General features: G+C 69.7%; 9 protein-coding genes. 2 read left to right on the top strand and 7 right to left on the bottom strand.

The window, feature by feature from the left end:
* The 6 genes from GORHZ_RS26915 to aspS all read right to left on the bottom strand — a co-directional run.
* Positions 1-1144: replication-associated recombination protein A (locus GORHZ_RS26915; RefSeq protein ID WP_006338803.1), on the bottom strand; the 1144-nt coding region annotated here is incomplete at its 3' end.
* Between the two features lie 10 nt (positions 1145-1154).
* Positions 1155-2318: a hypothetical protein gene (locus tag GORHZ_RS26910; protein ID WP_040533747.1), complete on the bottom strand. Its 1164-nt coding sequence runs from the start codon at positions 2316-2318 to the stop codon at positions 1155-1157.
* Positions 2319-2445: 127 nt separating this feature from the next.
* Positions 2446-3381: a transglutaminase family protein gene (locus tag GORHZ_RS26905; protein ID WP_006338801.1), complete on the bottom strand. Its 936-nt coding sequence runs from the start codon at positions 3379-3381 to the stop codon at positions 2446-2448.
* Positions 3378-6104, bottom strand: coding sequence for a circularly permuted type 2 ATP-grasp protein (locus GORHZ_RS26900; protein ID WP_006338800.1), 2727 nt, complete (start codon positions 6102-6104; stop codon positions 3378-3380). The genes GORHZ_RS26905 and GORHZ_RS26900 overlap by 4 nt, the downstream gene beginning before the upstream one ends.
* A 41-nt stretch (positions 6105-6145) precedes the next feature.
* Entirely contained in the window at positions 6146-9628 is a 3483-nt protein-coding gene (locus GORHZ_RS26895; RefSeq protein WP_006338799.1) for a transglutaminase family protein, read from the bottom strand.
* A gap of 98 nt (positions 9629-9726) precedes the next feature.
* Positions 9727-11562 (bottom strand): aspartate--tRNA ligase, encoded by a 1836-nt coding sequence (gene aspS / locus GORHZ_RS26890; protein ID WP_006338797.1) that lies wholly within the window; start codon positions 11560-11562, stop codon positions 9727-9729.
* A gap of 174 nt (positions 11563-11736) precedes the next feature.
* Here aspS and ypfJ point away from each other — a divergent pair, with 174 nt between their 5' ends.
* Together ypfJ and GORHZ_RS26880 are read left to right on the top strand one after the other, a co-directional pair.
* A complete protein-coding gene (ypfJ, locus tag GORHZ_RS26885) occupies positions 11737-12600 on the top strand; it encodes a KPN_02809 family neutral zinc metallopeptidase (RefSeq protein WP_040533743.1) in 864 nt (287 codons plus the stop codon).
* Positions 12597-14258 (top strand): DUF885 domain-containing protein, encoded by a 1662-nt coding sequence (locus GORHZ_RS26880; protein WP_006338794.1) that lies wholly within the window; start codon positions 12597-12599, stop codon positions 14256-14258. Before ypfJ ends, GORHZ_RS26880 begins: the two co-directional genes overlap by 4 nt.
* A gap of 19 nt (positions 14259-14277) precedes the next feature.
* Here GORHZ_RS26880 and GORHZ_RS29790 read toward each other — a convergent pair.
* The coding region (locus GORHZ_RS29790) for a DUF6596 domain-containing protein (RefSeq protein WP_006338793.1) at positions 14278-14934 on the bottom strand (657 nt) is incomplete at its 5' end.

Genomic DNA, 14934 nt, shown 5'->3' with positions numbered 1-14934 from the left:
CCTCCACATCGGCCAGCGCCGCTCCGATCGCCGACACCACCCCCGCCGACTTCGGTGCGGTGGCCAGGTGGATGGTCGCCTGCGCGAGCGCGAGCTTGGCCTCCGGCATCCCGACCAGCGCCACCACCTGCGCGGCGGCCACGGCGGTCTGCAGCGCCATCGGGTCGGCCATCCCGATGTCCTCGCTGGCATGGATCATCAGCCGTCGCGCGATGAACCGCGGGTCCTCCCCGGCCGCGATCATCCGGGCCAGGTAGTGCAGGGCCGCGTCGACGTCGGAACCGCGGATCGATTTGATGAATGCGCTGGTGATGTCGTAGTGCTGGTCGCCGTCGCGGTCGTAGCGCACGGCCGCGCGATCGATCGCGGCCTCCACGTCGGCGAGTTCGAGAACCGGACGCACACCGTCTGCACCGGACTCCCCTGGATCGTCGCGCAACGCGGCGTCGGCACTGGCCTCCAGGGCAGTCAGGGCGCGTCGGGCGTCGCCACCGGCGACCGCGACGAGATGATCGAGCGCGGTGTCGCTGATCTCGACCCGACCGTCGAGACCCCGCGGATCGGCGACGGCGCGGCCGAGTACCTCGCGGATGTCGTCGTCGGACAACGAACGCAACCGCAGCACCAGTGAACGCGACAGGAGCGGGGCGACCACGGAGAACGACGGGTTCTCGGTGGTCGCGGCCACGAGCAGCACGATCCGGTTCTCCACCGCGTCGAGCAGGGCGTCCTGCTGGGTCTTGGAGAACCGGTGCACCTCGTCGATGAACAGCACCGTCTGCTGCCCGTCGATGAGGCGGCGCCGGGCCACGTCGATGACGGCCCGCACTTCCTTGACCCCGGCCGACAGCGCCGACAGCGCCTCGAACCGGCCGCCGGTGGCCCGCGAGATCAACGCGGCCATCGTGGTCTTCCCGGTCCCCGGAGGCCCGTAGAGCAGCACCGACGCGGCGCCCGACCCGCTGATCAGGCGACGCAGCGGGGACCCGGGGCCCAGCAGATGCTCCTGACCGACGATCTCCTCGAGGGATTGCGGACGCATCCGGACCGCGAGCGGCGCATGCGCGCCCGGCTGCGACGTCAGTGTGCCCGCGCCCGTACCGGCGGCCGGCGCAGTGGTCGGCGGGTCGAACAGTCCATCCATGGTGAGCGGGTCAGCCCAGCCACGTATGCTGCAGGGCCGCGCCGAGCCGGGTCGCGAACTCGCCGATCACCGCGTCGCCGGCCCGGTCGGCAGCCGCGGCCAGCGCGGTCCAGCGCGCGACCAGCACGCGCGGGTCGTTGGTGTGCAGCGCCCAGTCGTGGACGTATCCGGCGGGACTGATGTGGGTGGCCTCCACCGCGAGACCGTCGTCGTCGGGCGGGAGCATCCACGCCGTCGACAGCCAGGTCCACAGCAGACGGGTGGTGAGGATCTTGCGGGAGCATTCGCGGTCGTGTCCCAGCGACGGCCAGATGCCGACCACCTCGGAGCGCCACGCGTCGATCATCGCCGTCTGGAGTTCGCCGCGGTGCGCGGCAAGCGACGGGGTCAGCGCCGTGCCGAGGGTGACCACCGCGTAGGCGACGTCGAGCATCGCGTCGCGGAATCCACCCCATTCGTAGTCCATGAACTGCACGCCGTCGTCGTTGAGCAGGATGTTCTCCGGCCCGACGTCGGAGGGGCTGAACGCGCGGTGGTCGCCGTCGGCGAACAGCGCACAGGCCGCGGACAGCCGGTCGCAGACCGCGTCGGGGTAGTCGACGCCGAGTCGGGTGAGCTGTGCGGGGGCCTCGGCAACCGCTCGGATCGCCGCCTCCCCCAGGATGTCGAGGTTGTCGGAGCCCCGGGCGCCGTGGCGCAGGAGCGCGAGGTAGTCGCCCTCCCCACCCACCGTCGCCGCGTGCATCCGCCCCAGCGCCTGGCCCCAGGCGCTGACCGCATGCGATGTCTCCACCACATCGGTGCCCGACAGCAGCGACTCCATCGAACGACCGTGGCCGAGATCGGTGAGGACGAGCAGGCGCTGCTCGGGGTCCGACGCGATGAGCTGCGGGCCCGGTCGCGACTCGTTGGGCAGCGCGTTCGCGTACTTGTAGGACGCCAGTTCGCGGTGGAATGCGCGGGGGTCCTCGTCGGCGGGCAACGCCTTGATCACCAGGGTGCGATCCATCGACAACAGGTTGGCGCCCACCCGGGCGCGAACGACGACAGTACGCCCGCTCCCGCCGAGGTCTTCGGGATCGGCGAGGGTGACGGGAGAAGCGGCCCGGTGCGAGAGCAGCGCCTCGGCCGCGCGCACCACACTGGCGATACGACTTTCAGTGATTACCGTCATGGCATCCACCAACCTACCCAATCGTGTCGTGCGGCGTCAGCAGTCGTCACCCACCTGCAACACGACGACGACGAAATCCGCAGGTGGACGCGGAATCCGGCCTCGCAATGTCGGTTGGGTGGACTACTCAGGTCGCGGGTGCGTCGTCCGTCCCGATCGGACTGACGTCGACCGAGACGTCGATCCGGCTCTTCTTGGACTCGGTGTAGATGACGCCGCGCAGGGGCGGGACGTCGTCGTAGTCGCGGCCCCAGGCGACCGTGACGTGGCGTTCGTCGACGAGCTTGTCGTTGGTCGGGTCGAAGGCGATCCAATGGTTACCGGGCAGCCACACCGCAGCCCAGGCATGGCTCGCGTCCGCGCCGAAGATCTTCTCCCGCCCGGGCGGCGGGTCGGTGGCCAGGTAGCCGGACTCGTAGCGCGCGGCGAGCCCCACCGACCGCAGACACGCGATCGCGACGCGGGCGAAGTCCTGGCAGACACCCATTCGGCGGGCCAGCACGGTGTCGACCTTGGTGCTGATGGCCGTGGAACCCGACTTGTAGGTGAAGTCGTGGAAAATCCGCGAGGTGAGGTCGGTGACCGCCTCGATCAGTGGCCGGCCCGGCGTGAACACCTGCGCGGCGTACGCCGTGACCGCAGGAGTGATCTCCGGCGGACACAGGTCGAGGACGAACTCCATCGCACCGGCCCCCTCGGTGCCCAGCGCGGCCGGACGGGCCTGCTCCCACGGACCGAGAGCGGCCGGCGAGAGCAGCAGCCCCTGATCCGGCGGGTCGACGTCGACGATCGAGGTCGCCGTCACCAGCAGCTTGTCGTGATGTGTGCGCACGTGGAAGTAGGAATCGCTGTTCCCGTAGACGTCGACGCCGGTCGACCAGTCGTCGGGTTCGGGTTCGATGCGCACCTCGGCGCTGCGGACGTGTTGGTGCGGCAGCTCGCGCGGTGTGAGGTAGCAGCGTCCGTACGACGACGAGACCACGTCGTCGTAGGTGTAGCAGGTGCGGTGGAAGACGCGGTATCGCCGACTTCTGGTCGCGACCGCGTTGTCGGGGAAGGTCACGTCTCGTAACCCCCACCCCAGAGTGGCTGGGCTTCGCGAGGCGGCGCGAACCGGGTCCTGCTGAGGACGTCGGAGAGTTCGCGGACCCCGTCGGCCAGGACGGTCATCAGGTCGGCGAGTTCCTCCCGCCGGCCGTCGGTGTTGGCGGCGGCGAGATCGACGGGGTCGGACCGGCGCAGCTCGGCGATCAACTCCTCGACGATGCGTTCGGCCGCCGCGGACCGCAGTTCCTCCGGAACCGACGCGAGGTCGGTCCGCATCCGGGAGAGCTGGTACACCATTGCCCGGGGATTCGACTCGTCGACGAACAGCAGCTCGATCACGGCATCGAACCGGTAGAGGCCCCGGTTGCGCCGCCGGTAGATCACCGACGATTCGTTGGCGATCAGGAACGACTCCAGCAACGACTGCTCGGTCTCGCGGTCGTGCTGCTCGGCGAACAGTGCACCGGTCAGGTCGGCGAGGGTGACCGACCGCTCGATACGCCGCCCGATGTCCATGAACCGCCATCCGGCGTCGTGCACCATCGATTCGGCCTGCAGGCCGGCGAGCGCGAGGACGCCGTGCAGGACCTCGTCGTGGGTGCTTTCGAGTTCGGAGCCGGCGTCGAGTTCGCGGCCGACGATGCTGTGGTTCGTCCGGCCCTCCCGCACCTCGGTGGCGAGCCGTTCGATGGCGCGTTCGAGCGGTTTGAGCACCATCCAGGTGCTCGTCGACATCTGATCGCGGATCGCGCGTGCCGTGGAGATCAGCCGGTCCGCCGAGTAGGCCACCGTGCCGGGCACCGATCGCGCCGCGGTCAGCTCGGCGATCCGGACGAACGCGGCGTCGACCCGCTCCTGCGCGGTCGACGCGTCCTCGTGCCCGCCCAGTAGTCCGGCGGTGTCCAGGTACACGGCGGTCCCGGTCACCGTCGCCACCGCGTGCAGCATCATCGGCACCGCGGCGGACCCGCTCATCCACGGCCGGTACTGGTAGTCCTGGTAGCGCTCCCGCGCCACCTTCGCCAGCCGGGTGACCTGCTCGGTGCGTTCGCCGTAGCGGCCGAACCAGTACAGGTCGGCGAGCACACGGGGGCTCGCCGCCGCCGCCACATCGGAGTATTCGCTGCGGGACGGCAGTCCCGCGCGCAGCGAGATGGTGTCCTCGGCGGTCGGGGCCTTTGTCGACGACTTCCGCGACACGTGGCCACCGACGTCGGACGACGTCACCCACACATCCTTGGCCGCGACGGTACGCAGCGCCGAGCCGCCGGGACCGTCGGCCAGCACCGAGCCGAGGCCGCTGGGCATGACCGCGTATGTCGGTCCCTGGGCGACACTGAACGCCCGCAACGCCACCGGCGCCGCGCGCACCACGCCCACTGTCGGGTCGGTTCCGTCCGGCGGCGGGGTCCAAAACCGTCCCGGTGTCATCGTCGGTGCCACCGAGAACGACTCCAGTGACCGGCCGACCCACTGCCACGTCTCGGCATCGATCCGGGCCAGCAGACCGTCGCGGGTGAAGGCGTCGACCAGTGGCACCACCACCTCCTCGCCGGTGCGGAAGTTGGTGAGGACGAGACGGTCGATGTCAGCGCGAATCTTGGTGCGCTGCAACTCGTCACCCGCCCATAGGGTGGGCACCGACGGCAGGATGAGCTCCTCGTCGAGGAGCACCGGGGCGAGCCGTTCGAGCACTGTGTGCAACGCCGGATTCTCCAGGACCCCGCTGCCGAGGGTGTTGACGACGGTCACGTTGCCACGCGAGATCGCCTCGACCAGGCCGGCGACACCGAGCCGCGAATCCGTCCGCAGGTCCAGCGGATCTGCGAACTCGGCGTCGATGCGGCGCAACAGCACGTCGACGCGTTTGTACTTACCCAGGGACCGCATGTAGACCACACCGTCCCGAACGGTGAGATCGGCACCCTCCACGAGCGGGAAGCCGAGCACCGCGGCGAGGAAGGCCTGGTCGAAGGCCGTCTCGGACATGCTGCCGGGGCTCAGGACCACCACCGTCGGGTCGTCGACACCGGGCGGGGCGTAGTCGAAAAGCGCCAGTCGCAACGTCCCGGCGAACATCGTCATGGGGCGGGGCGCACAGGACTGGAACAACTGCGGAAAAGCCCGCGACACCAGCCGCCGGTCGATGATGGCGAACCCGATTCCCGACGGCGCCTGCGTGCGGTCGGCATACACCTCGAATCCGCCGTCGGGTGCGCGGCCGAGGTCGAGCGCATGCATGAACAGGGCGTGCGGTCCCGGGACCTCCAGTCGCGCGGCCTTGCGGATATAGCCAGGGTGACCGAAGACCATCTCGGGCGGTATCAGACCCGACGTCAGCGTCCGCTGATCCCGGTACAGGTCACGCAACAGCAGATCGAGCAGCGTCGAGCGTTGGGTGATGGCCTTCTCGAGTTCCGACCATTCCGCCCCGTCGATGACCAGCGGCACCGGGTCGACCACCCAGTCCCGGGCGACCGTCTGGGCCCCGTCGTAGACGTTGTAGATGACACCGTCGTCGCTGACCGCAGCGGTGAGCCGAGCAGCGGCAGCCGTCAGCCGCATGCTGCCCCGGTCACCGTATCCGGTGACCAGGTCGGCCCACGCGGTGCGCGGCCGCCCGCTGGCGTCGAGCATCTCGTCGTACGGTGCCGACACCGCGGCACCGGGTGCGCCGCCGGCACCGAACGTCGAGATGTCGAACAGGGCCGAATCGGCGGGCCGATAGCTGTCGAACACCCCCGGCAGAGCACCACCTACCGGGCTGCCCGACGAAACAGTCACCGGAGCACTGTACGTGCCCGGCGCAGATCGAGGATTGCCGGGACACCGATATCGGTCGCCATACGCGCCTGCCGCTCGCGCAGCAGTCCGATGTCGACGGAACCGCTGGTGTGTCCGGCGGCCTCGAATCGGCCGTTACGGCGCGATTCCGCCTCGACCGCGTTGACCGGCGGGCGGGCATACGCGAGTCCACCTGGATGCACGATGTGGTAGGTGGCGCCGCCCACCGACCGACCGACGACGGTGTCGACGAGATCGAAGGTGAGCGGGGTGTCGATGCTGATCGTGGGGTGCAGTGCGCTCGGCGGCTGCCACGCGCGGAATCGGATACCCGCGACCCGTTCGCCGCTGCGCCCGGTCGGGGCGAGCGGGATCGGGAAGCCGTTGCAGGTCAGCATGAAACGGTCGTCCTCGCCACCCATGACGCGGACCTGCACACGCTCGATCGACGAATCGACATAGCGGGCCGTACCGGTTCCGGTCGATTCCTCGCCGAGTGTGTTCCAGGGCTCGATCGCCCCGCGCAGTTCCACCTCGTGGTCGCGGATCGACACGGTCCCGAGACGTGGGAAACGGAACTCGGTGAACGGATCCAGCCACGCGGTCTCGAAGGGGTAGCCGGCCTCCCGCAGATCCTCGGCGACCGTGGCGATGTCGGCGATCACATGATGCGGCAGGAGATGCTTGCCGTGCAGGTCGGCTCCGTGGCGCACGAGCCGGGAACGATGCGGGTGCTCCCAGAACCACGACACCAGCGAGCGGACCAGCAGCGATTGCACCATCGCCATCTGGTGGTGCGGGGGCATCTCGAACGCCCGCAGTTCCAGCAGCCCGAGGCGGCCGCGCGCCGAGTCGGGGCTGTAGAGCTTGTCGATGCAGAATTCCGCGCGGTGGGTGTTGCCGGTGATGTCGGTGAGCAGGTGACGCAGGGCCCGATCGGTCACCCACGGATTCGGTGGGGCGTCGACACCGCGGGCCGGGTCGCCCTTCACGGCGAGCCGGTCGATCTCGGCGAACGCGATCTCCATCTCGTAGAGCGCGGATTCGCGCCCCTCGTCGGCCCGGGGAGCCTGCGAGGTGGTGCCCACGAACCGCCCGCTGAACAGGTACGACAACGACGGATGCCGCTGCCAGTAGGTCAGCATCGACACCAGCAGATCGGGGCGCCGCAGCATTGGCGAGTCGGCCGGGGTCCGCCCGCCGAGGGTGATGTGGTTACCTCCGCCGGTGCCACCGTGGCTGCCGTCGAGGTCGAAGGTCTCGGTGCCGAGCCGAGCCCGGCGCGCATGGTCGTACAGGGATTCCAGGAGCTCCGACTGTTCCGCGAAACTATTGGTCGGCTGGATGTTGACCTCGATCACGCCGGGGTCCGGCGTGACGGTCAGGCTGACCAGGCGTGGGTCCGACGGTGGGCCGTAGCCCTCGATGACGACCGGGGTGTCGATCGCCGCCGCCGACTCCTCGATGAACTCGACGACGGCGAGGTATTCCTCGAGTTTCGCCAAGGGCGGCAGGAACAGGTGCAGCACACCGTTGCGCACCTCGGCCACGATGGCCGACCGCGGCACGAACGCGGCCGGGTCGACCTCCTTGACGATCGTGCCGAGCGCCTGCGCCGGATCCGCCGGCAGGGCCTCCGGACGTGTCGACGGATCGGCCTCGAACAGAACCGGCGCGGGCCCCCAGGACAGCGAGTTCAACGGCAGACGCAGACCGGCGGGCGAGGTTCCGGGGGTCAGCACGAGATGTCCGCGGCGGGTGGTCCAGCGGGCACTCTGCCAGGCCGTCTCGTCCTCGGACCGGCTCAGCGGCAGGACGTAGGCGACGGGCTCGGCCGTCGAGGAATCCAGTCGGGCCAGCAGCTTGCGGCGCGCCTCGGTCGAGTCCTTCGGGGGTGTCAGGTCGAAGTCCTCGTCGTCACTCGCTTCGACTGCGCGCGCCCACACCGCCGCCTGCCGTGCGGTCAGGACGGTGGGATCACTGCCCGGATCCCCGGGCGGAAGGGCGGCGAGTTCCTCCGTTCGCACCAGCGGATCCTCGTAGGCCGGCATCACCTGTGACGGCGGCAGACCGATCGTCGCGGCCACACCGGCGAGCAGCGCTTTCGCGTCGGCGATCCCTACCCCACCGTCGACGCCCCCCGGCGTGTTGCCGAAGGTCTCGGCCTCGATGCAGGCGGCGGCGTCGTCCTGGGTCGACCACGGGTCGGCGAGCAGCTCCGACCGCTTCCAGATGGGCAGGCCATCGCTGCGCCACATCAGCGCGATCTGCCACCGCGGCAACGGCTCTCCCGGGTACCACTTGCCCTGGCTGCGCTGGACGAGCCCGTCCGGCGCATAGGCGTCCTTGAGCCGGGCGGCCAGATCGGAGGCCAGCAGGCGCTTGTGCGGGCCGTCGGCGTCGGTCAGCCATTCCGGATCGGTCTGGTTGTCGATGGAGACGAAGGTCGGTTCGCCGCCCATCGTCAGCCGCACGTCGTTGGCCTTCATCTTGGCGTCGACGGCGGCTCCGAGGTCGACGACCCGATCCCACTGCTCGGGTGTGTAGGGCAGGGTCACCCGCGGATCCTCGTGGAACCGGGTGACCGTGTTGGAGAAGTCGAGCGTCGCGTGGCAGGGGCCGGTGGCGCCGGTGATCGGCGCCGCGCCGCCGGGATTGGGGGTCGCGGCGAGCGGGATGTGTCCCTCGCCGGCGAACAGCCCCGACGTCGGGTCCATCCCCACCCAGCCGGCTCCGGGTAGGTAGACCTCGGTCCACGCGTGCAGGTCGGTGAAGTCGGCGTCCGGACCCGACGGTCCGTCGAGCGACTTGACGTCGGAGGTCAGCTGCACGAGGTAGCCGGACACGAACCGCGCGGCGAGTCCCAGTTCGCGCAGCAGCGCGACCAGCAGCCAGGCGGAGTCACGACAGGATCCGATGGCGCTCGACAGGGTGTGCTCGGGTGTCTGCACACCCTGTTCGAGCCGGACGGTGTAGCCCACCGCATTGCGCACGGCCTGATTCAGCGCGACCAGGAAATCGATGATGCGGATCTTGCCGGTCGGCTTGTGCGCCGCCGCGAACTCGGCGACCGCCGGGTGGATCGGAGCGCCCGCGAACTCACCTTCGGTCACGCCGACCGGCCGCAGGAAGATCTCCAGGTCCTCGCGCAGTTCGTCGGGGTATTCGAAGCCGTAGTTCTCGGCCCAGTCCTCGATGAAGAAGTTGAACGGGTTGATCGCGGTGAGGTCGGCGACCAGGCTGACCGTGATCGACAGCGTGTTCGACGGTTCCGGGAACACCAGCCGGGCCATGTAGTTGCTGAACGCGTCCTGCTGCCAGTTCAGGAAGTGTTCGCCCGGTTCAACTTTCAGCGAATATGCCTCAATGGGGGTACGTGAGTGCGGGGCCGGTCGCAGACGCACCACATGAGGAAAGATCTTGACCGCGCGGTCGAATGCGTAACTCGTGCGATGCTCAAGGGCCACCTTGATCGTCATGGTGTGAAATCACATCACATATGACGACCGGATGCCCAATATAGCGTGCTGCGTCACGTACCCGATACCGTGCGCGCGACGATACCGGGAACCGCCGGTCACGCTCGCGCGGCACCTCCACCGGCCTCCACGCCCTCGACGGCGACCTCACCGTCGCTGTGCGGCCGATGCCGCGGCACCGGCTTCGCATCGATACCCGACTCCTTGCGCTGTTGCGCGGTGATCGGCGCGGGCGCGTCGGTGAGCGGGTCCACGCCGCCACCGGACTTGGGGAAGGCGATCACCTCGCGGATCGAATGCTCGCCGGCGAGCAGCGCGGTGATGCGGTCCCAGCCGAAGGCGATACCGCCGTGCGGGGGCGCGCCGAAGGCGAAGGCGTCGAGGAGGAAGCCGAACTTCTCCTGCGCCTCGTCGTGACCGATCCCCATGATGGCGAACACACGCTCCTGGACGTCGCGACGGTGGATACGGATCGATCCGCCGCCGATCTCGTTGCCGTTGCAGACGATGTCGTAGGCGTAGGCGTAGGCCGAACCGGGGTCGGATTCCAGCGTCTCGAGCGACTCGGGCTTGGGTGCGGTGAACGCGTGGTGCAGCGCCGTCCACGCGCCCGTGCCGACCGCGACGTCACCGGACGCGGTGGCCTCGTCGACCGATTCGAACAGTGGTGCGTCGACCACCCAGGTGAACGCCCAGTCGCCGGGCTTGATGAGTCCCAACCGGTTCGCGATCTCGACCCGCGCCGCCCCCAGGAGCGCGCGCTGGGTCTTGGCGGGCCCTGCAGCGAAGAAGACACAGTCGCCGGGGTTCGCGCCGACGTGGGCGACGAGCCCGTCCCGTTCGGCTTCGGACAGGTTCTTGGCGACCGGCCCACCGAGCGTGCCGTCCTCGCCGACGAGGACGTAGGCGAGGCCCCTGGCCCCACGCTGTTTGGCCCATTCCTGCCACGCGTCGAGCTGGCGGCGCGGCTGCGACGCGCCACCGGGCATGACGACCGCGCCGACGTAGGGTGCCTGGAACACCCGGAACGGGGTGTCGGAGAAGTATTCGGTGCATTCGACGAGTTCGAGCCCGAAGCGCAGGTCGGGCTTGTCGGTGCCGAACCGACGCATCGAGTCGTCGTAGGTCAGCCGCGGGATGGGGGTGGTGATCTCCACCCCGATGAGCCGCCAGAGCGCGGCGAGGATCTCCTCGGACAGGGCGATGACGTCGTCCTGGTCCACGAAACTCATCTCGAGGTCCAGCTGGGTGAACTCGGGTTGCCGGTCGGCCCGGAAGTCCTCGTCGCGGTAGCATCGCGCGATCTGGTAGTACCGCTCCATGCCCGCAACCATCAGCAGCTGCTTGAACAGCTGAGGGCTCTGCGGCAACGCGTAGAACGTCCCCGGCTGCAGTCGTGCGGGCACGACGAAGTCACGGGCGCCCTCGGGCGTCGACCGGGTCAGTGTGGGTGTCTCGACCTCGACGAAGTCGTGGTCGTCGAGCACCGCGCGCGCCGCAGCGTTCACCTTGGAACGCAGGCGCAGCGCGTGCGCGGGGCCCTCGCGCCGCAGGTCCAGGTAGCGGTGGCGCAGGCGGGCCTCCTCGCCCGGCACCTCGTCGAGTTGGAACGGTAGCGGCGCGGACGCGTTGAGCACCTCGAGGTCCACGGCGTTGATCTCGATCTCGCCGGAGGCGAGGTTGGGGTTCTCGCTACCCGCCGGGCGTTCCTCGACGACACCGGTCACCGCGACGCAGAATTCGGCGCGTAGCCGGTGGGCGGCCTCGGCGACCCCTTCTTCCCGGAACACCACCTGGACCAGTCCCGAGCGGTCCCGCAGATCGATGAAGACCACGCCGCCGTGATCGCGTCGGCGGGCGACCCAGCCCGTGACGGTGACGGTCTGCGCGGCGTCGGCTCGGCGAAGCGAACCGGCCAGATGCGTGCGGAGCACTCGAAGTCCTTCCAGGGTGGAGAAACGATGAACTCGGCTCATCCTACTTTCGGGTCTGACGTGGATCCGAACCCGGTCGTCCGCGAATATGCTCGACCGTGCCGAGACGGTCCGCCCGGCCGGGATCGGTCCGGCGTGCTGCGATGGCCACGGCGAAGGTGCGAGGGGAGCAACATGACATTTCAGGGCGGCGGCCCCCTGGACACCAGTACCGTCTCGGGTGGTGGGGGCGGCGGCATGGGCCGCATCGCGATCGGTGGCGGCGCCGGCCTGATCATCACCCTTGTCGCCCTGTTCCTCGGCATCGATCCCGGCTCGCTGACCGGCGGCGCCGGCGACGGCTCGGGTCAGGTCCTCACCCAGGGAGACGCGGCGATCGACGCACACATCGAATCCTGCACCATCGAGAAGGCCAACACCGACGACATCTGCCGGATCGTGGCGACCGTCAACAGCGTCAACGACGTGTGGTCGGACCTGATGCCGGGATATGCGCCACCGCAGACGAAGATCTTCTCCGGCTCGGTCGCCACCGGCTGCGGCCCCGCCAGCTCGGCCACCGGCCCGTTCTACTGTCCCGCCGATCAGACCGCGTACTTCGACCCGTCGTTCTTCGCGGTTCTCAAGCAGATGGGTGGTAGTGACGGTCCGCTCGCGCAGGAGTACGTCGTCGCACACGAGTACGGTCACCACGTGGAGAACCTGACCGGGGTGCTGGCGAAGGGGAACCGGATGGGATCGCAGGGCCCGCGTTCGGGGTCGGTTCGCATCGAGCTGCAGGCCGACTGTCTGGCCGGAGTGTGGGCCTATCGCGCCGACAAGGGACCCGACGCGATGCTCGAACCGCTCACGCAAGCCCAGATCGACAGTGTGATCCAGACCGCGAAGGCAATCGGCGACGACACCATCCAGGGAGCGGGTTCCAACCCCGAGAGCTGGACGCACGGGTCGGCGACCCAACGTTCCCGATGGTTCGGCATCGGATACGGCTCCGGCGATCCCCGACGATGCGACACGTTCGCGACCAACGACCTGTGAGCCACTCCGGCGGCGACGCGCCGCGTATCCCCACCGAGATCGACCGGATCGCCGAGGCGTACCTGGCCGACTGCGCGCGCCTCGATCCGGTCTTCGCCACCGAGGTCGGCGTCGTCGGACATGACCATCTGCTCCCCGACTGGTCCCCGGAGGGTGCCGACGCCCGGGCGTCGGCGGCGCGGCAGGCGCTGCGTGAGCTGGCCGCGGCACCGGTCGTCGACGACGTCGACCGCGTCACCGTGGCCACCATGACCGCGTCGCTACGGCGCGAGATCGCTCTGGAGGAGGCCGGCGAGCGGGTCGGCGACTGCAACGTCATCGCGTCTCCGCTGCAGGCCATCCGGGATGTGTTCGACCTGATGCCCACCGACTCGGCCGAGGCCCGCGAGATCTTCGTCGCGCGCCTGCGCGCCGTCGGAGGAAGCGTCGACTCGGTCATCGCGGGGTTACGCCAGCGGGTGGCGCAGGGCCCTCCGCATGCCCGGCGTCAGGCCGAACTCGTCGCCGCCCAGGCCGACGACGCTGCCGCTGCGATCGCCACCAATACGGCCGCCATCGCCGCGGACGCCGCGCTCTCCGGTGTTCTGCGCACCGCCCTCGACGATGCGCACGTCGCGTTCGCCGCACTCGCCGAGGTGTTGCGCACCGAGGTGGCTCCGGCCGCGTCGCCGGTCGACGCGGTCGGGCGCGACCGGTATCGGCGCTTCCTTCCCGCCTATCTCGGCGCCGACGTCGACCCCGACGAGGCCTACGCGTGGGCGGCCGAACGGCTCGGAGCGATCATCGCCGAGCAGTCCGGCATCGCCGCCCAACTCGTCGCCGACGGGTCGATCCCCGGCGCGATGGAGTACCTGGACTCGTTGCCGCAGTACGCGATCGACGACCGTCATGCTTTTGTCGCGTGGATGCAGGATCTGTCCGACCGCGCGGTGGAGGGTCTGTCGGGCACTCATTTCGACCTCCCGCCGCGGCTGACCCGGCTCGAATGCCGGCTGGCGCCGTCGTCGACCGGGATCATCTACTACAGCCAGCCCAGCGCCGACCTCACCCGCCCGGGCCGGATGTGGTGGTCGGTTCCGCCGGAACAGAGCGTGTTCCACACGTGGCAGGAGACCACGACCGTCTTCCACGAGGGTGTGCCGGGCCATCATCTGCAGCTCGGTTCGGCGATCGTCAGCGACGACCTCAACCGGTGGCGCAAGCTCGCGTCGTTCACCTCCGGTCACGGCGAGGGCTGGGCGCTCTATGCCGAACGGCTGATGGGTGAGCTCGGGTGGCTCGACGATCCGGGCGACCTGATGGGCATGCTCGACTCGCAGCGCCTGCGCGCGGCGCGGGTGGTGGTCGACATCGGCGTGCACTGCGGGTTACCCGCGCCGCAGCATCTCGGCGGCGGCATCTGGGATGCGGACAAGGCGTGGCAGTTCCTCACCGAGTCGGTGGCCATGGACCGTGCGGTGTTGCGGTTCGAACTGCACCGCTACCTCGGCTGGCCCGGGCAGGCCCCGTCCTACGCACTGGGACAACGGGTCTGGGAGCAGACCCGCGACGACGCGCTGGCGATGCACCCGGAGTGGTCGCTGAAGGACTTTCACACCCGCGCACTGGCACTCGGCGGGGTGTCCCTCGACGTCCTCGCCGACGAGATGACACGGTGAGCCTCCCGAGACCTAATCGTCAGCTGCGCCCTCGGCAGAACCGCAGCACCGGCTCGGGGAGGTCGAGCTCCGCGAGGTCCCGGTAGCGCCGGGTCGCCGACTCGACGTGTCCGATCCGCCATTCGAGATCGGCGAGAGCGAATGCCGCGTCGCGGGCCGCGAACGACGGCCCGGCATCGACGATCCGCTCGAGCGCACGTGCCACCTCGTCGGCCGGCCGGCCCGCGTACGACGCGGCGACCAGTCGGGCGACGGTCACCGCCGGTGACGGCCAGATCGCCTCGAGCGCCCCGTACAGCTCGGTGACCCGGGCCCAGTCGGTGTCGGCGAACGTCGGGGGCGCGGAATGCAATCCGGCGATCACCGCCTCCAGCGAGAACCGTCCCGCCCCGGGGGCCGCTGCAGCGGCGTCCTCGAGTCCCTGCGCCAGCAGCGCCCGGTCCCATCGCCGCCGATCCACCTCCGCCGACGGGAGTGCGACGCCCCGCGCGTCGACTCGACCCGGCCGGCGGGCCAGGCCGAGCCGCATGACGGCACGCAGACCGAGAACCTCGGTGTCGTCGGGGTAGACGGACACCAGGGCGTCGGTGGTGGACAGCGCCTGCGCGGCGGTGTCGTGCAGGGCGTCGGGCGGGTCGAACCCGACCCGTTGGCCGTGGGTGAACATCGCCGACAG

The sequence above is a fragment of the Gordonia rhizosphera NBRC 16068 genome, from assembly GCF_000298195.1.
Classification (GTDB): Bacteria; Actinomycetota; Actinomycetes; order Mycobacteriales; family Mycobacteriaceae; genus Gordonia; species Gordonia rhizosphera.
Note: the sequence above shows the minus strand (reverse complement) of the source record. Positions and strands in the feature narration are given on the sequence as shown.

Coding starts and splice junctions, on each gene's coding strand:
- GORHZ_RS26910 (WP_040533747.1), bottom strand. CDS start 2,318: ATGACGGTAATCACTGAAAGTCGTATCGCCAGTGTGGTGCGCGCGGCC.
- GORHZ_RS26895 (WP_006338799.1), bottom strand. CDS start 9,628: ATGACGATCAAGGTGGCCCTTGAGCATCGCACGAGTTACGCATTCGAC.
- ypfJ (WP_040533743.1), top strand. CDS start 11,737: ATGACATTTCAGGGCGGCGGCCCCCTGGACACCAGTACCGTCTCGGGT.